Source organism: Flavobacterium sp. (assembly GCF_044360715.1).
Lineage (GTDB): Bacteria > Bacteroidota > Bacteroidia > Flavobacteriales > Flavobacteriaceae > Flavobacterium.
The window spans coordinates 1-23,995 of record NZ_JBIKJY010000029.1 but is presented as its reverse complement, the minus strand read 5'-3'; the positions used below and the strand labels follow the sequence as shown (position 1 = coordinate 23,995).

Annotated in this window: 16 protein-coding genes; 11 read left to right on the top strand and 5 right to left on the bottom strand. The window is 33.1% G+C overall.

The genetic code is table 11. From position 1 onward, the window contains the following. From ACIQ16_RS09175 to ACIQ16_RS09125, 11 genes are all read left to right on the top strand, one after another. Nucleotides 1-247 (top strand): DNA-directed RNA polymerase subunit omega (locus tag ACIQ16_RS09175; RefSeq protein WP_396150812.1); only part of this gene is annotated, 247 nt, incomplete at its 5' end. 15 nt (nucleotides 248-262) lie between these two features. Then, the gene (gene coaBC, locus ACIQ16_RS09170; RefSeq protein WP_396150810.1) at nucleotides 263-1,474 is read left to right on the top strand and encodes a bifunctional phosphopantothenoylcysteine decarboxylase/phosphopantothenate--cysteine ligase CoaBC; all 1,212 of its coding nucleotides are present in this window, start codon (nucleotides 263-265) and stop codon (nucleotides 1,472-1,474) included. Next, on the top strand, nucleotides 1,464-2,348 hold the full coding sequence (locus tag ACIQ16_RS09165; RefSeq protein WP_396150808.1) for a DUF4835 family protein: 885 nt from the start codon (nucleotides 1,464-1,466) through the stop codon (nucleotides 2,346-2,348). The genes coaBC and ACIQ16_RS09165 overlap by 11 nt, the downstream gene beginning before the upstream one ends. 1 nt (nucleotide 2,349) lies before the next feature. Next, entirely contained in the window at nucleotides 2,350-4,002 is a 1,653-nt protein-coding gene (gene recN / locus ACIQ16_RS09160; RefSeq protein WP_396150806.1) for a DNA repair protein RecN, read from the top strand. A gap of 53 nt (nucleotides 4,003-4,055) precedes the next feature. After that, on the top strand, nucleotides 4,056-5,246 hold the full coding sequence (fabV, locus tag ACIQ16_RS09155; RefSeq protein WP_396150804.1) for an enoyl-ACP reductase FabV: 1,191 nt from the start codon (nucleotides 4,056-4,058) through the stop codon (nucleotides 5,244-5,246). A gap of 153 nt (nucleotides 5,247-5,399) precedes the next feature. After that, nucleotides 5,400-9,161, top strand: coding sequence for a GEVED domain-containing protein (locus ACIQ16_RS09150; RefSeq protein WP_396150802.1), 3,762 nt, complete (start codon nucleotides 5,400-5,402; stop codon nucleotides 9,159-9,161). 221 nt (nucleotides 9,162-9,382) lie between these two features. Next, complete coding sequence (locus tag ACIQ16_RS09145; RefSeq protein WP_396150800.1) at nucleotides 9,383-15,367, top strand: fibronectin type III domain-containing protein; 5,985 nt, start codon at nucleotides 9,383-9,385, stop codon at nucleotides 15,365-15,367. An 88-nt stretch (nucleotides 15,368-15,455) separates the two neighbouring features. Continuing rightward, entirely contained in the window at nucleotides 15,456-16,451 is a 996-nt protein-coding gene (locus ACIQ16_RS09140) for a glycosyltransferase (protein WP_396150798.1), read from the top strand. A gap of 1 nt (nucleotide 16,452) precedes the next feature. Beyond that, a complete protein-coding gene (gene coaE, locus ACIQ16_RS09135) occupies nucleotides 16,453-17,040 on the top strand; it encodes a dephospho-CoA kinase (RefSeq protein ID WP_396150796.1) in 588 nt (195 codons plus the stop codon). A 70-nt stretch (nucleotides 17,041-17,110) separates the two neighbouring features. Beyond that, a complete protein-coding gene (locus ACIQ16_RS09130; protein WP_396150794.1) occupies nucleotides 17,111-18,694 on the top strand; it encodes a sensor histidine kinase in 1,584 nt (527 codons plus the stop codon). A gap of 3 nt (nucleotides 18,695-18,697) precedes the next feature. After that, complete coding sequence (locus ACIQ16_RS09125) at nucleotides 18,698-19,396, top strand: response regulator transcription factor (protein ID WP_291241586.1); 699 nt, start codon at nucleotides 18,698-18,700, stop codon at nucleotides 19,394-19,396. A gap of 33 nt (nucleotides 19,397-19,429) precedes the next feature. Here the strand turns inward: ACIQ16_RS09125 and rlmF are convergent, their stop codons facing one another. From rlmF to thrS, 5 genes are all read right to left on the bottom strand, one after another. Then, nucleotides 19,430-20,344 (bottom strand): 23S rRNA (adenine(1618)-N(6))-methyltransferase RlmF, encoded by a 915-nt coding sequence (gene rlmF / locus ACIQ16_RS09120; RefSeq protein ID WP_396150792.1) that lies wholly within the window; start codon nucleotides 20,342-20,344, stop codon nucleotides 19,430-19,432. 124 nt (nucleotides 20,345-20,468) lie between these two features. Next, nucleotides 20,469-20,813 carry a 50S ribosomal protein L20 gene (gene rplT, locus ACIQ16_RS09115; RefSeq protein ID WP_091312626.1) on the bottom strand — a complete coding sequence of 115 codons (345 nt, stop codon included), beginning with the start codon at nucleotides 20,811-20,813 and terminating at the stop codon, nucleotides 20,469-20,471. Nucleotides 20,814-20,934: 121 nt separating this feature from the next. Then, a complete protein-coding gene (gene rpmI, locus ACIQ16_RS09110) occupies nucleotides 20,935-21,132 on the bottom strand; it encodes a 50S ribosomal protein L35 (protein WP_140964640.1) in 198 nt (65 codons plus the stop codon). A gap of 112 nt (nucleotides 21,133-21,244) precedes the next feature. After that, nucleotides 21,245-21,733, bottom strand: coding sequence for a translation initiation factor IF-3 (gene infC, locus ACIQ16_RS09105; protein WP_396150815.1), 489 nt, complete (start codon nucleotides 21,731-21,733; stop codon nucleotides 21,245-21,247). Between the two features lie 98 nt (nucleotides 21,734-21,831). Further along, complete coding sequence (thrS, locus tag ACIQ16_RS09100) at nucleotides 21,832-23,772, bottom strand: threonine--tRNA ligase (RefSeq protein WP_396150789.1); 1,941 nt, start codon at nucleotides 23,770-23,772, stop codon at nucleotides 21,832-21,834. Nucleotides 23,773-23,995: the final 223 nt, after the last annotated feature.

The window sequence follows — 23,995 nt, the reverse complement described above, 5'->3', positions numbered from 1 at the left end:
AACTGGAAATGTATATGAAGCAATTACTATAATAGCAAGAAGAGCCAATCAAATTAATTCTGAAATTAAAAAAGAATTATTAGATAAACTTGACGAATTTGCTACTTATAATGATAGTTTAGAAGAAGTTTTCGAGAATAAAGAACAAATTGAAGTTTCTAAATATTACGAAAAATTACCTAAACCACACGCTTTAGCTGTTCAAGAATGGTTAGAAGATAAAATTTATCATAGAGATACTAAATAATTAAAACTTTAATTAATGTCTGTTTTAAAGGGTAAAAATGTTTTGCTGGGTATTTCTGGCGGAATTGCAGCTTATAAAACAGCCTCATTGGTTAGATTACTTATAAAAGCAGGTGCGCATGTACAAGTTATCATGACACCTGCTTCTATTGATTTTGTTACACCCTTAACTTTATCGACACTTTCAAAAAATCCCGTATTTTCTACTTTTTATAATAAAGAAGATGAAAATGCAACTTGGAACAATCACGTAGAATTAGCAATTTGGGCCGATTTTATGCTTATTGCTCCAGCTACAGCGAATACACTTTCTAAAATGGCTTCAGGAGCCTGTGATAACTTGCTTTTAGCTACTTATTTATCTGCAAAATGTCCAGTATATTTTGCTCCAGCAATGGATTTAGATATGTACATTCATCCCACAACGATTATGAATTTCGAAACTTTAAAAGGTTTTGGAAATACAATAATTCCTGCAGAAAGCGGCGAATTAGCCAGTGGATTAAGCGGTGAAGGAAGAATGGCTGAACCAGAAAACATACTTCAATTTATTGAAAAAGATATCGAAAGCAAATTACCACTAAAAGGCAAAAAAGTATTAGTAACTGCAGGTCCTACTTATGAAGCTATAGATCCAGTTCGATTTATTGGTAATCATTCTACAGGAAAGATGGGATATGATATTGCTCTTGCGGCTGCCAATTTAGGCGCAGAAGTGGTATTGGTTTCAGGTCCAACTCATATGCAATTGCAACATAGTTTAGTAACTATTATAAGAGTTACATCAGCTGACGAAATGTTTGCTGCTTGTCATCACTATTTTGAAAATACAGATGTCGTAATCGCAGCTGCGGCAGTTGCCGATTATAAACCAAAAAATATTGCTTCTCAGAAAATAAAAAAGGATGAAGCTACGTTTACTATAGATTTGGAAAAGAATAAAGATATTTTATTATCTTTAGGTCAAATAAAAAAGAATCAATTTTTAATTGGATTTGCTTTAGAAACAGAAAATGAAATTGAAAATGCCAAAAGTAAAATCCAAAAGAAGAATTTAGATGTTATCGTCTTGAATTCTTTAAACGATGAAGGTGCTGGATTTGGAAAACCAACCAATAAAGTTACTTTTATTGATAAAGATTTTAATATATTTGATATTCCATTAAAATCAAAAGAATTAGTTGCCGAAGATATTGTTAACCTAATTGTAAAAAAATATGCGAATTAAATTTTTAGTATTCCTTTTTTTAAGTGTTTTTTGTGCTAATTCACAAGAATTAAAAGCTATTGTATCTATAAATACTGATCAAGTTACCAGTGTAAATCCTCAGATTTTTAAGAATTTAGAAAAACAGGTTTTCGATTTTTTGAATAATACTAAATTTTCTGAAAAAGTAGTGAAACAAAATGAAAAAATAAATTGTTCGTTTTTCTTCATCGTAACTAAATTTGAAAGCAATAATTTCGAAGCGTCTTTGCAAGTAAACTCTTCGCGTCCCGTTTATAATAGTACATTTACTACTCCAATTCTAAATATTAACGATAAAGATGTAAGTTTTAAATACATTGAATTTGAAAATTTAATTTATGATCAAAATGCATTTACATCAAATTTAGTTTCGATTTTATCCTTTTATGCCAATGTAATTATCGCTTCTGACGCAGATACTTTTTCAGATAAGGGCGGAACAGATTCTTATGAAACAGCTTTAAATATTACCAATGTAGCACAATCGAGTGGGTTTTCAGGTTGGGTGCAAACGGGTAAAAAAACAACACGATTTAATTTGATTTCAGATTTAATATCAAACACATTTGATGCATACAGAGAAACTATGTATGAATATCACATCAATGGATTAGATAAAATGGCTGACGATTTAAAACAAGGAAAATTAGGTATCGTAAATGCTATAGATACTTTACTTAAAGTACACAAAGTAAGACCAAATTCGCTTTTAGCACGAACTTTTTTTGATACTAAAACAGACGAAATTGTAGATATTTTTAATGGCGGACCAGGTATTGATACAGTTAAAGTTAAAGATAATTTAGCTACCATTTCTCCGTTAAATTCTTCCAAATGGAATAAAATAAGGTAATATGCTTTTATCTTTATCTGTACAAAATTATGCCTTAATTGAGCAACTTAATATTAATTTTTCCAATCAGTTTGCTACCATAACAGGAGAAACAGGTGCGGGAAAATCGATATTATTAGGTGCTTTGGGTTTAATTATGGGAAATCGTGCCGATTTAGCTTCCTTAAAAGATAAAGAAAAGAAATGCGTAGTGGAAGCCAGTTTCGAAATCTCAAAATACAATTTAAAATCACTTTTTGAAGCGAATGATTTAGATTTCGAAGACACAACGATTATTAGACGTGAAATTTTGCCTTCTGGAAAATCTCGTGCGTTTATAAATGACACACCTGTTAATTTATCAGAATTACAACTTTTAGCAGAAAATTTAATTGATATTCATTCACAGCATCAAACACGTGAATTGGAACAGCAAAATTATCAGATTTCTATTTTAGATGCTATGGGTTCGAATGCCCAAAATCTAAATGAATACACCATTTTATTATCCGATTTCAAACTAAAATCTAAAGAATTAGAACAGGCCATTGTTGATAAAAACACATTATTTACAGCGCAAGAATACAATTTACACTTGTTAAATGAATTAGAACAAGTAAATTTAAAACCGGAGGAACAATCGGAATTAGAAGGCGAATTACTGAGTTTAAATAATTCTGAATTAATTACAGAAACGCTAAGTAAATTAGTATCAAGTGCAACTGACGAGCAATTTGGATTTATTTCTTCGATTAAAGAATGTAAAAATGCATTGCAAAAAATTGCTGGGTTTTCTTCCTCGTATTCAGAAGTTTTCGAAAGATTGCAATCTGCATTAATTGAATTAGAAGATATTGCAGATACCACATTTCATTTAGCCGAAAAAAACACCTATAATCCAGAACGATTAGAATTTATATCTAACCGATTGCAAGCTATTTACGATTTACAAAAGAAACATCAAGTTACTTCAATAGAAGACTTGTTAGTAATACAAAATCAGCTTTCGGAAAAAGTACTTTTAGTGGACAATTTAGATGAAAAAATACTTCAATTAAAAGATTATTTAAGTCTGAAATCAGCTGAATTGACCACAATATCTGAGACAATATCAAAAAATAGGAGTGAAGCCATTCCTGTTTTTATTTCTAAAATTTCTGCTATTTTGTATGAATTAGGTATGCCAGATTCGCAATTTAAAATGGAATTAAACACTTCAAATTCATTTCTTTCTAACGGAACAGATGAATTAGAGCTTTTGTTTTCGGCTAATAAAGGAACCAGTTTGGGGTCGTTTAAAAAAGTAGCGTCAGGTGGTGAAATGTCAAGAATTATGTTGGCTATTAAAGCTATTTTAGCTGATTTTTCAAAATTACCTACCATTTTATTTGATGAGATAGATACTGGCGTGTCTGGAGAAATCGCATTAAAAATGGGAGAAATTATGAAAAAAATGAGTGCCAACCGTCAAGTTTTTGCGATTACACATTTGCCTCAAATTGCTTCAAAAGGCGATTCGCAATATAAAGTCTCGAAAGAAACTATTTTAGAGAACACCATTTCAAAAATTGTAAAATTAAATTCTGAAGAACGAATTATTGAAATTGCTGAAATGTTATCAGGTAAACAAATTACCGAATCGGCACTATCACATGCTAAAACATTATTAAATTAAAATGTATACTTTTGTATCAAGTTTATAAATACAACAACAATAAATATAAAATTATGATTATCGAACCAAGAATGCGTGGATTTATATGTTTAACAGCTCATCCAGACGGTTGTGCAAAAAATGTAAAAAATCAAATTGAATATGTAAAATCAAAAGGTAAAATTGATGGTGCAAAAAAAGTTTTAGTAATTGGTGCTTCAACAGGTTTTGGTTTAGCGTCAAGAATTACAAGTGCATTCGGTTGCGATGCAGCAACTGTTGGTGTTTTCTTTGAAAAAGAGCCAAGTGAAGGAAAAACGGCTACTCCAGGATATTATAATTCGGCTGCTTTTGAAATGGAAGCAGAAAAAGCAGGTTTATATGCAAAAAGTGTGAATGGAGATGCGTTTTCAAATGAAATAAAACAGCAAACCATCGATATTATTAAAAAAGATTTAGGTCAAGTAGATTTGGTTATCTATAGTTTGGCTTCACCAGTTCGTATGCATCCTGTTACTGGAGTTTTACACCGTTCTACTTTAAAACCAATTGGTGGAAAATTTTCTAACAAAACAGTTGATTTTCATACTGGAAATGTTTCAGAAGTTTCTATCGAACCTGCAAATCAAGACGATATTGATAATACAGTTGTGGTTATGGGTGGTGAAGATTGGTCAATGTGGATGAATGCCTTAAAAGATGCAGGCGTTTTAGCAAATGACGCAATGACATTAGCGTATTCTTATATTGGTCCAGAAGTTACTGAAGCGGTGTATAGAAAAGGAACAATTGGTCGTGCAAAAGACCATTTGGAAGCGACTGCTTTCGAAATTACAAAACAATTAGAAAGTGTAAATTGTAAAGCATACGTTTCAGTAAATAAAGCATTGGTGACACAGGCAAGTTCTGCTATTCCAGTAATTCCATTATATATTTCATTATTATATAAAACTATGAAAGCGGAAGGCATTCACGAAGGATGTATCGAACAAATGCAACGTTTATATTCAGACAGATTATATAGTGGCAATGCCATTTCAACAGATGAAAAAGGAAGAATTAGAATTGACGATTGGGAAATGCGCGATGACGTTCAAGAACAAGTGGCTAAATTATGGAAAGTAGCTACTACTGAAAATTTATCTGAAATTGGAGATTTAGCAGGATATAAGAAAGATTTTGATAGTTTATTCGGATTTGGTTTTGAAGGTGTAAATTATCAGGCAGATACTTCGGAAATGGTTTTTATTCCAAGTATCAAATAACAAATTAGCAACTAATTGTTAAAAAATCCCGAGACTTCGGGATTTTTTGTTTTTCATCGATTTTTTTTGTCTTTCATCGATTAATTAACAATTGTTAAACAAAATCTATTTTTTTTTTTGTTTATTTACTATATTAACCTAAAATTTATTAAAATGAAAAAAATTACTTTCTGGTTATTTGCCTTGTTTACATGTTGGCAAATGACTGCTCAAGTTAATGTTGTTGAGAATTTTAATCCTTCAACAAATCTTCCTACTGGTTGGACAAGTAATGGTTTTGGATACGTGTCTGGAACTGAATCGTGTGCTGGAAATTCGTACATAGATAATTTGTATTCAACAAGCGCAACGGGTACTTTAGAAACTCCTAATCAAGTTGCAGGTTCCAACGGAACTGACTTAACAGTGACTTTTGATTACAAAATTGAAGATTGGTTTTCAACTACTCCTACTTCTTCAGGTTGGGGAAATATTCAAGTGCAATATTCAACAAACAATGGTGGGGCATGGACTACTTTCTTTACAATTAATGATGCAAATCATGTTGTAGCCAATACGTGTGCTACTTTTTCAAATGTAATCCCTGCAGCAAGTTTACCAAGTGGGTCTGATATAAAATTAAGATTTTTGTTCACATGGGTTTCAGGCGATTATGATATTTATATAGATAACTTTTCTGCAACACAGGTAACAGCATTTCCGCCTTCTTGTACTGTTTTGTCAACACCTGTTAGTGGTGCTACAAATATTTCAAGTTCAACAGTTGCTTGGAATGTAGCTCCTGGTATTCCATTGGGTTATAAATTAAGTGTAGGCACAACTCCTGGAGGTACTAATGTTTTAAACATGTTTGATGTTGGTAATGTTACTAGTTATAACTTAGGAGCACTTTTAGCTGGAACTACTTATTATGTAAAGGTTTTTCCTTACAATACAAACGGACAAGCTACTGGATGTACTGAAAGTTCGTTTACTACTTGTGGTGTAATTACTACTTATCCAAGTATCGAACCATTTGATACTTTTTTACCAAATGCATGTTGGATGAATGGTGTTAATGGAGACTTAACTGCTGGTCCTAGTGCTTTTACCGCATCGGATTGGGCAGCTGATGGATTCGCTAATGCAGGGACAACAGGTGCGTTTAGTAATAATATTTATATGACTGGGGCAAATGATTGGGTAATTTCTCCTCAATTTTCTATCCCTGCAACTGGATATGAATTAAAATTTGATGCAGCAGCGGTTCAGTATGCAGCTACTACTGCGCCAACAACTCCATGGGAATCTGATGATTTTATAGAAGTATTAGTTTCTTCAACAGGAACTTCAAATTGGACGGTTTTACATACTTATAATGACACAAATCAGCCAGGCATTACTGCAACACCAATTTCTCTTGATTTAGATGCTTTTGCTTCACAAACAGTTAGATTTGCATTTAGAGCAGTGGAAGGCTCAACAAATGGAGCCGCTGATATTGAATTTTCAATTGATAATTTTCAAGTTCGTTTAACACCTAGTTGTATAGAGCCTTTAGGACTTCTTTCAGCAGGCATTACCTCAACAGGTGCTTCAGTTTCTTGGGATGCTACAGATCCAATCCCATCTTCTGGTTATGAGTACATTGTGTCAACATCAAACACATTACCTACAGTTGCAGGTACTCCTGTAACTACAACTTTTGCAGTTTTATCAGGTTTGTTGCCAAATACAACTTATTATGTGTTTGTAAGAGCAAATTGTGGTTCAGGTTCTTTAAGTCCTTGGTCAGCTTCGATTAGTTTTACTACAGCTTGTGCTGCAGTTACAACCTTTACTCAAAATTTTGATGCAGTTACAACTCCAGCTTTACCTTCTTGTTGGGGTAAGGTAGGTACAAGTGGTACTGCAAATACACAGGCTACCAGTTCTAGTTCTTCGCCAAATACACTATACATGTATTCATCTAGTACAACTAATTTAGCAGTAGTTAAAATGCAACCTGTTTCTAATTTAGGTGATGGAACACATAGATTGAAATTTAAAATGCGTGCCAATTTTACAGTTGGTGGTATTGTTGAATTCGGTTACTTAACAAATCCAATGGATGCTACTACATTTGTATCATTAACAACAATGACAGCTGCCTCATTAACGTATGAAAATTTTATATTTTTACCACCAGCAGGTTCGTATTCAGATTATCCAGCATTTAGACATACTGGTAGTCCGTCAAATAGTTTATTAATTGATGATGTAGTTTGGGAAGCAATTCCAACTTGCCCAGATCAAACAGGTTTAATTGTAGCTGGTATTTCTGCAACAGGAGCAAACACTTCTTGGGATAATTTATCTACTAATGGTGCTACAGGTTATGAATATGCAGTAACAACTTCTGCAACACCACCTACTTCAGGTACAGCTATTACATCTACGTTTTATATTGCTTCAGGTTTAACACCTCAAACTGTGTATTATTTACATGTAAGAGCAGCATGTACAGGTGGCGCGTTTGGTAACTGGAGTACTTTATCATTTTTTACAGGATATTGTTTGCCTTCAAGTACAGGTACGGCTACTTATGTAAATAATTTTTCAACTACTGGAGGATCTCAAAATATTTCTAACTTAGCTACAGGTTTTACTACTGGTGGTTATTTAAATGCAAGTACTCAATTTGTAGAAGGTTTTGCAACTAGTTCATTTAATTTTAATGCTGCTATTGTTGGCGGAACTGCTGGTTTTGCAATTTGGATTGATTGGAATAATGATATGATATTAGATAATGCTACAGAGAAAGTATACAATACAATTTCTTATGGTAATGGTCCATTTTCTGGTACAATTTCGATTCCTGCTGGAACAGCTTTAGGTAACTATAGAATGAGAATTACAACCGATTGGAATGCTTCAAATCCGGATAATCCATGCGCAGCAGTTTCACGAGGTGAGTTTGAAGATTATACAATTACGGTTATTGCACCTCCAGCATGTGCGCCACCTGCTCCTGTTGCTTCTGGTGTTGCAGATATGGTTGCAAATATCAACTGGCCTTCTGTTACTAGTGCCGCTTTAGGATATGAATATGTTTTAAATACCGTTGCAACATACCCAACAGGATCTGGTACAGCAATTACCGCTATTACTTATGCGGCTTCGGCTTTAACTCCTTTAACAACTTATTATTTTCATGTTCGTTCTGTTTGTAGTACAGGAACATATAGTACTTGGAATACAGTTACTTTTACTACAGTGGCAACTCCACCAGTAAATGATAATTGTGCTACCGCAACAGTTTTAACTCCAGGTGGTACATTTGCTACAAATCCATTAGTTGGAACTAATATTGGATCAACAGCTTCCGCTGGTGCTCCTGCTCCAGGATGTGCGTCTTATTTAGGTGGTGACGTATGGTATTCTGTAATCGTACCAGCATCTGGTAATATTACATTCGATTCTGCATCTGTTTCAGGCTCACCTATTTCTGATTCAGGTATGGCTGTTTATTCAGGTCCATGTAGTACTTTGGTATTAGTTGAATGTGATGATGATGATTCATTAGGTTCATTTTCAAAGATTTCATTAACAAATAGAACACCAGGTGAGGTATTATATGTTAGATTTTGGGAATATGGAAATGATGCTTTTGGAACATTTCAAGTTTCTGCATATGATGCTTCATTAAGTGCTGCAAGTTTTGATACTTCAAACTTTGTAGCGTATCCAAATCCAGTAAAAGATGTATTGAATTTATCATACAAATCTGCTATTAGTAATGTAAAAGTAATTAACTTATTAGGTCAAGAAGTTGTAAATGCAAAAGCAAATACAAATGATGTACAAGTTGATATGTCTTCTTTAAATGCAGGTGTTTACATTGTTAATGTAACTGTTGATGATACAGTACACACAATAAAAGTGATTAAAGAATAATTATTTTTAAATAATTTTTTACTTAAAAGTCCTGATTTATCAGGACTTTTTTGGATTATAAATATTACTTTTTTATGCTAATTTGTTAAAAAACTAATGATTTTAAACAAAACAAGCATTTTAACGATTTATTTTACACTTTATCGGATTGTTAATAAATTGCTATGTAAAAATCAATTTAATTTTCTTTTATTTGTAATATAAACTATAATAACTTAATTATGAAAAAAATTACTCTCTGGCTTTTAGCACTCTTCACGTGTGTGCAAATCCAAGCCCAAGTAAATTTGTACAGCTTTGCTCAAAGCAATCAAACTTACTCGGAAATCACAGGAGGTACAATTTTAGGTACTTCATCTGCTACTTCAGCTTTTGATTCGCAGATTTGGAATATAGCAAACACTACTATTCCTTTTAACTTCAATTTTAACGGAACGGATTACACTGGCTGTAATGTTAGTAGTAATGGATTTATTACTTTTGGTACTACAGCACCGCTAGGAACAACAACTACTCCGCTTTCATCAACAACTTCAACAGCTTACGCAGGAGCTATTTCTGCATGGGGTGCAAACACCTCTGGTGTTTTTGTGGCTAGTTTGATTACAGGAGAAGTGAGGTATGAAGTAGTAGGTACAGCTCCTAACAGAGAATTTGTAATTCAATATAAAAATTGGAGACCAAACAGTTCAACTAGTATTTTTGAAATTCCATTTATGAATTTCCAAATTAGATTAGCGGAAACTACCAACCAAATTAAAATGGTGTATGGATCTAATGGATACGCAATAGGTTCTACGGCTATTTCTGGAACTGCTCAGATTGGTTTAAGAGGGGCAGCAGTAACTGATTTTAAAACAAGAACAAATACTTCAACTCAATTATTTACGGCATCAACTAACGGTACTGCAAACAGTTCAACTCAGGCATACAACACATCAGTTGCTACTCCTGGGATGCCTGCTAATGGTTTAGTGTATACGTTTACACCTCCAGTAGCTTGTACAGGTGCTCCGGTGGCGGGTACAGTTACACCGGCGGTTCAAAATTTATGTGCAAGTACTACACCTACAGCATTAACGTTAACTGGAAACAGTGAAGGTTTTAGTGGTCTTACTTTTCAATGGGAAACGTCAACAGATAATACAACTTGGGCAAATGCTACAGGTACTTCTTCTACTACTATGGTATATTCGCCACCTTCATTTGCAGGAACAGCAACTGTTTACTACAGATGTAAAATTACTTGTACAAGTAGTACCTTATTTTCTTATTCAAATGTAGTAACAGTAAATCCAGCAGCGGCTCCAGTAGGACAAGCAACAGGATTAAATTTTCCAACTGCAACTATTACTCAAACAGGTTTTATTGCTAACTGGACCAACTCAGATGGAAACAGACGTGTGGTGTATGTTAGCGATGCACCAATTGTAGATCCAGTAGATGGATCAGCTGTTGCATTTACTGCTGCTACTGCTTATGCAGGAACAGGACAACAAGTAGTTTACGATGGTACTTTAGCAACAGTAACAGTAACTGGTTTGCTTCCAAATACGCAATATTATGTAAAAGTAATTCAATATTTAAGATGTGGTTCGGCTACACCTTTTAGTTATTACTTTAATGCCACTTCAGTTTCAAATGCGAGTACAGTAACAACAATACCTCCTGTGGCTATTCCATGGTCTGAGGGATTTGCTACTACTACTTTGCCAGCTAACTGGGCTCAAACAGGTTTTTCTATAGGTAATACAACAGCAGGAATTAGTCCTGCATTAGCAACTAATTATATATTTAGAAATTCTTGGGAAAGTTCAACAACTGGAAATTTAGTAACACCTATTTTTGCGCCAGTACCTGCTAATCATAGATTTGTATTTAATTATAAAGCTAATGATTATGCATCTCCAAACCCAGCATCAATTGCAAGTAGCGGAAATATGATTATTGCTGTTTCTACTAATAACGGTACTACATATACAGATGTAGTTACAGAGCCAAATAACGGTATAGCAGGATGGCAAACTTACGCTTTAAATTTAGCAGCTTATACAGGTCAGTCTATCAGAATACGAGTAACTTTTAACTGGATTGTTGGAGATTATTATATGGCTTTCGATAATTTTAAAATCGAGGCTATACCAACTTGTGAAGCACCATTATGGAGCAGTATGATAGCTGCTAATGTTACAGCTACTTCGGCTACAATTTCATGGGCTGCTTCAACCACAACACCTGCTAATGGTTATGATTATTTTGTAAGTACTTCAAGTACTGATCCATTAACTACAGCAACCCCAACAGGTTCAGTTGCTGCTGGTATAGTTACAGCAGGTTTATCAGCACTTACTGGAAATACTTCTTACAATGTTTGGGTACGTTCTAATTGTGCTACTTCAGACGTAAGTACTTGGTCTGGACCAATTACATTTAAAACATTATGTGCTAATGTAACCGCATTTACACAAAATTTTGATGGTCAAGCTTCTCCAGCTATGCCAGCTTGTTGGGAAAAAGTAGGAGCATTAGGTTCTTGTTATACTTCAACTACTACACCAACGCCTTCTGCACCAAACGTAGTTTATTTCTATGGTTCAACTACTTCTGCACCAACAATGCGTATGCAACCGGTTTCTAATTTAGGAGCAGGTACACACCGTATGAAGTTTAAAATGCGTTCTGATTCAACTACTACTTTACCTACTGTAGAGCTTGGTTATTTAACCAATCCTTATGACGCTACAACATTCGTAGCCTTAACTTCGATTAGTTCTATATCAAATGTTTTTGCTGATTTTGTATTTGCTCCACCAGCTGGAACCTATTCTGACTATCCTGCTATTAGACATACAGGATCTGTTTCTGGTACATTATATTTAGATGATTTTGCTTGGGAACCTGTTCCATTATGTACAGACCCATCTGCTATTGTATTTGCTCAAGTAGGCGCTTCAACTGCAATAATTTCATGGGATGCACCAGCTACGGCTCCGGCAGTAGGATATGAATATTTTGTTTCTACAACTAATACAGCTCCTACAGTAGCAGGAACTGCAACTACAAATACATTTGCTTCATTAAATGGTTTAACGCCAAATGCGGCACAATTCGTATTTGTACGTTCAATTTGTTCTACAACAGAAGCTAGTCCATGGGCTGGTCCAGTTACTTTTACTACTTTATGTGCTAACGTAACGTCGTTTACTCAAAATTTTGATGGAGTTACAGCTTCGTCATTACCTTCAGGAATGCCAGCATGTTGGGCTAAAGTTGGAACTGCAGGTTCTTGTTTTACAACAACTACTACGCCTACGCCTTCTGCACCAAACGTGCTTTATTTCAATGGTTCAACTACAGCTGTACCAACAATGCGTATGCAACCAGTTTCAAATTTAGGAGCTGGAACACATCGTTTGAAATTTAAAATGCGTTCTCTTTCTACTACTTTATTTTCAACTGTAGAATTTGGTTATTTAACAGATGTAAATGATGCCAGTACATTCGTATCATTAACTTCATTTACTCCAGCATCAAATGTTTTTGCTGATTTTGTATATGCGCCACCAGCAGGAACCTATTCTGATTTCCCTGCTATGAAACAGAGTACAGCAGTTGCAGGTACATTATATTTTGATGATTTTGTTTGGGAAGCAATTCCAACTTGTCAAGATCCGTCTGCTTTAGTAAGTGCTAACGTAACATCTTCTTCGGTTGATATTTCTTGGGATGCACCAACTACTGCTCCAGCATTAGGATATCAATATGTAATTTCTACTACAAATACACCTCCAACGGCAGCAGGAACTGCAGTAACTACTACATTTGCTACTGTTACTACAGGATTGTTACCATCAACTCAGTACTATGTTTTTGTAAGAGCAGTTTGTTCTACTACAGATGCTAGTCCATGGGCGGGTCCTATAACTTTCACAACTTCTTGTGCGCCAATTACTACATTGCCACATGTTGAGCCATTTACTACTTTCTTACCTTCAATTTGTTGGATTAAAGGAGATAATGGTGATTTAACTGCTGGTCCAGCTACGTTTGGAACTAACAGTTGGAAAGATGATGGTTTTTCTAATAATGGAACTACAGGTTCAATCGCATTCAATCACTATTCTACAGGATATAATGATTGGATTATTTCTCCACAATTTACAATTCCAGCTACTGGTTGGGAATTAAAATTTGATGCAGCCTTAACACAATGGAACGGTACAACTGCTCCAACTAATGCATGGGATGCTGATGATAGAGTAGAAGTACTTGTTGCTTCAAACTTTACAAACTGGACAGTTCTTCATACTTATAATAATGCTAATGCACCTGCAGCTGCTGGTTCACCAAACATTATTGATTTAGATGCCTATAATGGTCAAACCGTTCGTTTTGCATACAGAGTAGTTTCTGGGGCTACTGATGGTTCTGATGATACAGATTTCTTTGTGGACAACTTCGAAATTCGTTTATCTCCTGCATGTCCTCAACCTACAAATGTTGTAGTTTCTAGTATAACAGCTACTGGTGCTTCTTCATCATGGGATGTTATGTCAGGTGCAGCTTCAGGTTATGAATATGTTGTTTCAACATCTGCTACACCACCAACAGGTACGGGTACAGCTGTAGCAACTGCTTTTGTAACTTTAACAGGTTTAACGCCTCAAACGCCTTACTATTTATATGTTAGAGCAAATTGTGGTTCAGGTTCATTTAGTGTATGGTCTGTTCAAACATTCACTACACAATGTGCTCCAATTACGGCTATACCTTGGACGGAAGGTTTTGAAGGATTAACTACAGTTGGACTTACTATTTTCCCTGAATGTTGGTTCAAACAAAACGGTGACTGGGCTTCAAGAAACACAAATGATACTTGGAGTACTGCTAACACAGGAACTAATTTTATTAGAAATGCTTATAATGCAACTAATGAATTTATGTGGACACCTGGTTTCCAATTAACTGCTGGGACTTCTTATGATTTCTCTTCATTTATTCAAGGAGATAATGCTACTACATGGTTTGTTGATTATTTTGTAAATTCAAATCAAAATTCAACAGGAGCTACTCAATTAGGTGCTTCATACAACATCCCTGGGACAGGTACAACTTATACAGCACAGCCTTATACAAAAATTACACGTTCATTTGTTCCAACAACTTCTGGGGTGTACTATTTTGCAGTTCGTGTAAATGAGTCTACGGGTGGACCTTGGTATGCTTCTTTTGATGATTTTGAATTAAAATTATCACCTTCATGTCCAACTCCTAATGCTTCTGTTTCGGATATAACTCATAACGCTGCTAATATTTCATGGTCAGCAGTTCCAAGCGCAGCTTTAGGATATGAATATGTTTTAAATACAGTTGCAACATCCCCAACAGGTTCTGGTACGGCAATCAATGGTATTACTCATGCGGCTTCGGCTTTAACTCCATTAACTACTTATTATTTTCATATTCGTTCTGTTTGTGCTACAGGCACATATAGTACATGGAGTGCAGTTACTTTTACTACATTAGCAACACCTCCAGTAAATGATAATTGTGCTACCGCAACTGTTTTAACTCCAGGTGCTACATTCGCAACAAATCCTTTAGTTGGAACTAATATTGGATCAACAGCATCTGCAGGTGCTCCTGCCCCAGGATGTGCATCTTATTCTGGTGGTGATGTATGGTATTCTGTAGTTGTGCCAGCATCTGGTAGTATTACATTCGATTCTGCATCTGTTACAGGCTCACCTATTTCTGATTCAGGTATGGCTGTTTATTCCGGTCCATGTAGTACTTTGGTATTAGTAGAATGTGATGATGATGATTCAGCTAATGGTTCATTTTCAATGATTTCATTAACAAATAGAACACCAGGTGAGGTGTTATATGTTAGATTTTGGGAATATGGAAATAATGCTTTTGGAACATTTCAAGTTTCTGCATATGATGCATCATTAAGTGCTGCAAGTTTTGATACTTCAAACTTTGTAGCGTATCCAAATCCTGTAAAAGATGTATTGAATTTATCATACAAAACAGCTATTAGTAATGTAAAAGTTATTAACTTATTAGGTCAAGAAGTTGTAAATGCAAATGCAAATACAAATGATGTACAAGTTAATATGTCTGCATTAAGTGCAGGAGTTTATATTGTTAATGTAACTGTTGATAATACAATACACTCAATAAAAGTGATTAAAGAATAATTATTTTAAATAATTTTTTACTTAAAAGTCCCGATTTATCGGGACTTTTTTGTTTTTATATATATCTTTGTTTTTATAAAACAAGACCATGCTATTTTCTTTAATTATACCTATTTTTAATAGACCTGATGAAATTGATGAACTTTTAGAAAGTTTATCGAAACAAACCTATACAGCTAACTATGAAATAGTAATTATAGAAGATGGTTCTTCAATTACTTGTGAGCATGTAATTCAAAAATATGTAGCTTTAAATGTTAGTTACTATTTTAAACCCAATTCAGGTCCAGGAGATTCTAGAAATTTTGGAATGAAAATGGCTAAAGGTGATTATTTTATCATTTTAGACTCAGATTGCATAATTCCATCCAATTACTTACAAACTGTTGATGAAGAATTAAAAAGAGATTTTGTAGATTGTTTTGGTGGTCCAGATGCGGCTTTGGATTCTTTTTCAAATATTCAAAAAGCTATAAATTTCACTATGACTTCTTTCCTAACTACAGGCGGAATTAGAGGTGGGAGTGAAAAAATAGATAAATTTCAGCCCAGAAGTTTTAATATGGGCTTATCTAAAAAAGCATTTGAAGCATCAAAAGGTTTCGGAAATATTCATCCAGGTGAAGATCCTGATTTATCTATTCGATTATGGAAATTAGGGTATAAAACAAAATTAATTTCCAAAGCTTTTGTATATCATAAACGAAGAATAGATTGGAATAAATTTTATACGCAAGTAAATAAATTCGGTTTAGCTAGACCAATATTAAACTCTTGGTATCCAGAATTTACTAAAATTACATTTTGGTTTCCAACTTTGTTTTTAGTAGGATTTTTGTTTTCTGCTTTAGTTGCAATTTTCAACTTTCCTTACTTTTTATATGTGTATGGTTTTTATTTTATAGTGTTGTTTTTTTCTTCGTTGAAACAAAATAAATCTATTGAAATTGCCTTATATAGTTTGGTAGCAACAATAATTCAGTTTTATGGATATGGAAAAGGATTTTTACTTTCATATCTTAAAATTCATATTTTAAAACAACAACCTGAGGTTGCCTTTCCAAAACTATTTTTTAAAAAATAAAATGACTAAAATAATTGGACTTACTGGTGGAATTGGTACAGGTAAAACAACTGTAGCAACTTATTTTGCTTCAAAAGGAGTTCCTGTTTATATTGCAGATGAAGCTGCGAAAGAAATAATGAATACTATAGAAGTTATTCAAGAAGTTCAAGCTCTTTTTACAGAAAACGTAATTTTAGAAAACGGTCAACTAAATAGAGAATTTATTCGTGAATTGGTGTTTACCAATAAAGATAAATTAGCACAACTCAATTCAATTATTCATCCAAAAGTAAAACGCGACTTTGACAATTGGTTGTCTCAACATCAAGATGCTCCATTTGTAATTAAAGAAGTTGCCATTTTATTTGAAACGAATGGGCAAGATTATTGTGATGCTACTATTTTAGTTACAGCACCTTTAGAAACAAGAATTCAACGTGTTTTGGAAAGAGATAAAACGTCAAAAGATATTATTTTACAGATAATTCAAAACCAACTTCCTGAAGAACAGAAAATTAGATTAGCGACATATGTTGTTGAAAATGAAAATTTAGAGAAAACGTATGAATTTATCGATATTTTAATAAAAAAATTAAATAATATTTAAATTTTAACATAATTGTTAAATATTGGTTAATTATTTCGCTTGCTCTTAATTCCGCCCTAACTTTGCTATGATGAATAAAACGAGGTTTAGAATATTGGTTTTTTTAATGAGTATTTCTTTGATAGGAATTATTTTAGTTCAGTTATATTGGATTAATAGTTCGTTTCAAAAAAATGACGATCAATTTAAACACCACGCTTTAGTGGTTTTAAGTAATGTTTCTGAAAAGCTAAACAATAAAGAAATGGTTGATTTCTATACGTCGTATAAAAAATTTAAAGACAGTACAGGAAGAGAACCAATGCAAGAGCAATTAAAACAGCTTTTTTATTATGAAAAAGATTCCAATACAAAAGAAGTTTTAATTTATTCGAACACAATTATTCCTGAAGATTTTGGTATAGATGGTTCGTTCTTTGATAAAAATGCAGGTGCCATTAAAATTAGAGAATATCAAGCAAAAAGAAAAACGCAAGTTTATAAAGATAATTCTTTAGAAGGTAGCGAAACCAATATGGGTGCAAAACCTAACGTTACCATTCAAAAAAATGGTAGATTAGGTATTTTAGACCGTGTTCAATTTGAACTTTTGTTTAGAGATATTGTTTCTCAAAGACAAATTCATAAGAGAATTTCTTCAAAATTAGTAAATGATGTTTTGAATTTTGAATTATATAAATCAGAATTAAAAACACCTTATGAGTTTGCAGTGTATAAAAATGGTTTAGCGACAAAAATAAAATCAGAAGAGTTTAGATATGATAAATGCACTACATATAGTGTGCCTATTTTATTAGATGCCGAAGGAAAATCAGATTATAAATTATTACTTAGATTTCCAAATAAAACAAATTTTGTATTCTCGTCAATGTTACCGATGACAATTTTAACATTATTATTTGTTGTAATAATTTTAGTAACTTATACCAGTGCTTTAAAACAATTAATCATGCAAAAGCAGATATCTGAAATTAAAACAGATTTCATAAACAACATGACTCATGAATTTAAAACACCAATTGCGACAATAAATTTAGCTTTAGACGCAATAAAAAATCCTAAAATTATTGATGATAAAGAAAAGGTGCAAAAATATCTTCAAATGATTAAGGATGAAAACAAACGAATGCATGCCCAAGTTGAAAATGTGCTTAGAATTTCAAAATTAGAAAGAAACGAATTAAATATTGATAAAGAACCACAAGAAATTACAGATTTTATTGAGGATGCGATTGATCATGTGAGTTTAATTTTAGAAGATAGAGAAGGGGAAATACATACTCATTTTAATGCCAATAGAACTACTGTGCTTTTAAATGATGTACATTTTACAAACGTTTTGGTCAATATTTTGGATAACGCAATGAAATATTCGGTAGAAAAACCAATTATTAATGTGTATACGGAAAATATTAAAGATTATATTCTTGTTAAAATAGAAGATAACGGAATAGGAATGACAAAAGCCGTGCAAAAAAAGGTTTTTGAAAAATTTTTTAGAGAGCATACGGGCGACTTGCATAATGTAAAAGGTCACGGGCTTGGTTTAGCTTATGTAAAACAAATTATCGATGACCATAATGGCGAGGTTTTTGTTGAAAGTGAAAAAGGAAAAGGAAGTACATTTATAATTAAATTGCCATTAATAAATTAAGATATGGAAGCAAAAAAAATATTATTAGTAGAAGATGATCCAAATTTTGGTTCAGTCTTAAGAGATTATTTATCTTTAAATGATTTCGAAGTTACATTAGCTAAAAACGGAATGGAAGGTTTCGAGAAGTTTAAAAAAGACACTTACGATTTATGTATTTTAGACGTAATGATGCCATATAAAGACGGTTATACTTTAGCGCGAGAAATTAGAGAAAGAAATACAGAAGTGCCAATTATCTTTTTGACAGCTAAAACATTAAAAGAAGATGTTTTAAAAGGTTATAAAGTTGGAGCTGATGATTATTTAAACAAACCGTTTGATTCAGAAGTGTTGCTGATGAAAATCAAAGCGATTATTCAAAGAAAAGCATCTGAAACAAAACCAGATTCAACTATTTTTGAGTTTACTATTGGTAAATTTCATTTAAATTCTAAATTGCGATTTTTAACTTTTGATAATCAAGAGCCTATTAAATTATCTCCAAAAGAATCTGAATTGTTAAAAATGTTAGCCCTTCATGAAAATGATTTAATGCCAAGAGAACTAGCATTAACAAAAATTTGGAGAGACGATAATTATTTCACATCAAGAAGTATGGACGTTTATATAGCTAAACTTAGAAAATATCTAAAATTAGATGAACGTGTTGAAATATTGAATATTCACGGAGAAGGTTTTCGTTTAGTTATAAATTCATAAAAAAAGGCTACCATTTGGTAGCCTTTTTTTATATTAAAATTGCCAGCAAATAATCTGTGTAGTTTTGTTTCCATTTGTTAAATGAAGTGTAGTACTCTTTTTAACTTCTACTTTCTTCATTTGTTTGTACAACGGCTTCAAGTTTGATTTCTTAGAAATAATAGCACTGAACCATTTACATTGACTTTTAAAGTGAACACTTTCATAAATCATATTGGTTACAAAAGCCAATTCGCCACCTTCACACCATAATTCGTTATTCTGACCACTGAAATTTAAAACGGGTTTGTCAGCTACTTTCTGACCTAAGTTTTTGTTTTTTCGTAATGAACCTTTTGCAGCTTCTTCTGCAGAACTATGAAAAGGTGGATTACAAATAACAAAATCAAAAACTTCTTCCGATTCTAAAATGTATTTTAAAACATTTCGTTTATTATCGTTAAATCGAACGGTTACGTTTTCCTTTAATTTCGGATTTTTACTTAAAATGGTTTCTGCAGATAGTAAAGATTGTTTGTCCACTTCAGTTCCTACAAATGTCCAACCATACTCATGATTTCCAATAATTGGATAAATACAATTTGCACCAACGCCAATATCTAAAATTCTAACGGCATTTCCGGTTGGAACCACTCCGTCATTTGAAGCGGCTAATACATCTGCAATATGATGAATGTATTCGGCTCTTCCAGGAATAGGAGGGCATAAGTTGGTTTTTGGAATATTCCAGTATTCTAAATTGTAAAAATGCATTAATAAGGCTTTATTTAATGCTTTTACGGCAATTGGATTTGAAAAATCAATTGACTTTTCTCCTGCTTTATTTAGGAATAAGTGTAAGTTTAAATCGGGATGCGTTTTTATTAATTGAGCAAAGTCATATCTGCCAATATGTTTGTTTTTTGGGTGTAAACCTTCAAAGTAAAGGTTTGTTTCATTATTTTCCATATTCTATTGTAAGTGGCAAATTTACAATTAATAATACAGATTTACATTATGATAAGAAACAAAAAATCCCAACCTTTCGATTGGGATTTTGTATAAGTAAGATATAAATATGATTAAACGTTGATTATTTCACTTTATTTACGATAGCTGCAAATGCTTCTGAGTGGTTCATAGCTAAATCGGCAAGAACTTTACGGTTCAATTCGATGTTGTTAGCTTTTACTTTACCCATAAACTGAGAATAGCTCATTCCGTATTGTCTTGCACCAGCGTTAATACGCATAATCCATAAGGCACGGAAATTTCTTTTCTTTTGCTTTCTATCACGGTAGGCATAGCACATTGCTTTTTCTACCGCATTTTTAGCGACTGTCCAAACGTTTTTACGTCTTCCGAAGAATCCTTTTGCTTGTTTTAATACTCTTTTTCTTTTAGCTCTTGTAGCTACTGAATTTACTGCTCTTGGCATAATTTTAAATGTTTTTTGTAGTAAGGCGACTTTATTAGTACTTTCAACTTCTGTTGTCAGGCTAAGCCTGTCGAAGTCTGCCCACTCCAGGGTTATTAATTAGTTTTAACCAAACAACGTATTAAATAATATTTAATTGTTGTTTAATGCTTTTCTCATCTGTTTTATGAACTAAACCAGAGTGAGTTAAAGCTAATTTACGTTTTTTAGATTTTTTTGTCAAAATGTGACTCTTAAAAGCGTGTTTTCTTTTGATCTTTCCAGAACCAGTAACTTTAAATCGTTTCTTAGCACTAGATTTTGTTTTCATTTTAGGCATTTTTTCCTAGGTATTTAATTTATTCTTACTTACTATCTTGATAGCTTTAAGCATTAGGCAGTAAACATTAGGCTTTTGATAGCTTATGGCTTATTGCTTATTGCTTATTGCTTTATTTAACTTTTTTCTTAGAAGCAATGTATATAATCATACGTTTTCCTTCTAAAACGGGCATACTTTCTACTTTTCCAAATTCTTCTAAATCTTGAGCCAAACGTAATAATAAAATTTGTCCTTGCTCTTTATAGATAATAGAACGTCCTTTAAAAAATACAAATGCCTTTAATTTTGAACCTTCTTGTAAGAATTTTAAAGCATTTTTTTTCTTAAATTCATAATCATGTTCATCAGTTTGAGGTCCAAAACGAATTTCCTTAATTACAACCTGACTAGATTTTGCTTTTAATTCTTTTTCCCTTTTCTTTTGTTGGTACAAAAATTTTCCATAATCCATCAATTTACAAACAGGTGGGTCTGCGTTTGGTGAAATTTCAACTAAGTCTACTTCTTGTTCTTCTGCAAATCGTAATGCATCAGCCATTTTGTAAACACCTGGTTCAATGTTTTCACCTACTAAACGTACTTCAGCTACACCTCTAATTAAATTATTAATACGATGTGCGGCTACTTTTTCTACTCTAGGAGTGTAACTCCCTCTTCCTCTTCTAATTGCTATGACTCTGTAATTTTAGTTAAACTTTAAAATTGTTTCAATGTTTTGCTTATTTCTTCATTTACAATTTTTGCAAATTCTTCAATTGTAACTGTAATATTTCCTTTTCCTTCTTGCCCATTACGACGTACAGAAATGGTACCATTTTTTTCTTCTTCTTCACCAACTATTAGCATAAATGGCATTTTTTGCATTTCTGCTTCTCTAATTTTCTTACCAATTGTCTCGTTTCGGTTGTCAATTAGGGCGCGAATTTCGTGAATTTCCAGCAAATCTAAAACTTTTTTCGCATATTTTTCATATTTCTCACTTAAACTTAATATAATTGCTTGTTCTGGCATTAACCAAAGTGGGAAATTTCCTGCAGTATGTTCTAATAAAATTGCTATAAATCGTTCCATCGAACCAAATGGCGCTCTATGAATCATTACAGGACGATGTAATTTGTCATCTGCACCTTTATAGGATAGTTCAAAACGTTCTGGTAAGTTGTAATCTACTTGAATTGTTCCTAATTGCCAGCTTCTTCCTAATGCATCTTTAACCATAAAGTCTAACTTCGGACCATAAAATGCAGCTTCACCAGCTTCAATAACGTAATTTAATCCTTTGTCTTTTGCGGCGCTAATAATAGCATTTTCAGCTTTTTCCCAGTTTTCAACGCTACCAATATATTTTTCTGGATTGTTTAAATCTCTAACAGAAACTTGCGCTGTAAAATTTTCAAATCCTAATGAACCAAATACGTAAAGCACTAAATCAATTACGTTTTTAAATTCCGCATCCAATTGATCTGGCATACAGAAAATATGTGCGTCATCTTGAGTAAATCCTCTTACACGTGTTAAACCGTGTAATTCTCCAGATTGTTCGTATCTATAAACGGTACCAAATTCAGCATAACGTTTTGGTAAATCTTTGTAAGACCAAGGTCTAGAGTTATATATTTCACAGTGATGCGGACAGTTCATAGGTTTTAATAAAAACTCTTCGCCTTCAGCTGGAGTCGTTATCGGTTGAAAACTATCTGCTCCATATTTAGCATAATGCCCAGAAGTAACATATAATTCTTTCTGTCCAATATGAGGCGTAACCACTTGTTCGTATCCTGCTTTCTTTTGAGCTTTCTTTAAAAATTGTTCTAATCTATCGCGCAAAGCAGCACCTTTTGGAAGCCATAATGGCAAGCCTTGTCCAACACGTTGTGAAAAATGGAATAAATCCAATTCTTTACCTAACTTTCTGTGGTCGCGTCTTTTAGCTTCTTCTAATAATTCTAAATAGTCTGTTAAATCCTTTTGTTTTGGAAATGAAGTTCCGTAAACACGCGTTAATTGTTTGTTTTTTTCATCACCACGCCAATACGCACCAGCAATACTCATTATTTTCACAGCCTTAATAATTCCTGTATTCGGAATGTGTCCACCACGACATAAATCTGTAAACGTAGCATGATCACAAAAAGTAATAGTTCCGTCTTCTAAATTAGAAATTAATTCTGTTTTATATTCGTTGTCTTTATATTTCTCTAATGCTTCGGCTTTAGTTACAGCACGCATTTTAAATTCGTGTTTTTCTCTTGAAATTTCTAAAACGCGGTCTTCAATCTTTTTAAAATCAGCATCCGTAATTTTATGATTTCCAAAATCTACATCATAATAAAATCCATTATCAATGGCAGGTCCAAGTGTTAATTTAATACCTGAGTACATTTCTTCTAATGTTTGTGCCATTACGTGTGAAGTCGAATGCCAAAACGCTTTCTTTCCTTCTTTATCATTCCATGTATATAAAGTAAGCGCACCGTCAGCGGTTAAAGGGGTAGATGTTTCTATCGTCGTGTCATTGTAATTAGCTGAAATCACATTTCTAGCAAATCCTTCGCTAATATTTTTAGCAACATCCATCGGAGTTACGCCTTGCGAAAACTCTCTTACCGATCCATCGGGTAAAGTAACTTTAATCATGGTTTATTTTTTATTGAGGTGCAAAGATAATACAATCCAATATTTCCTACAATATATATAGGTATAGTTTTTTTAGCAGCTATTTCCTGCTCTCCGCTATATCTTTTTGGTTACTACACTTCAAAAGGAAGTCTAGTAACCAAAAAGGATGCCGCTACGATCAGGGCTATGGCCTTGTTTTTTCAGTTGAATTCCCTTGCAAAACTTTTTTATCAAGAATTCT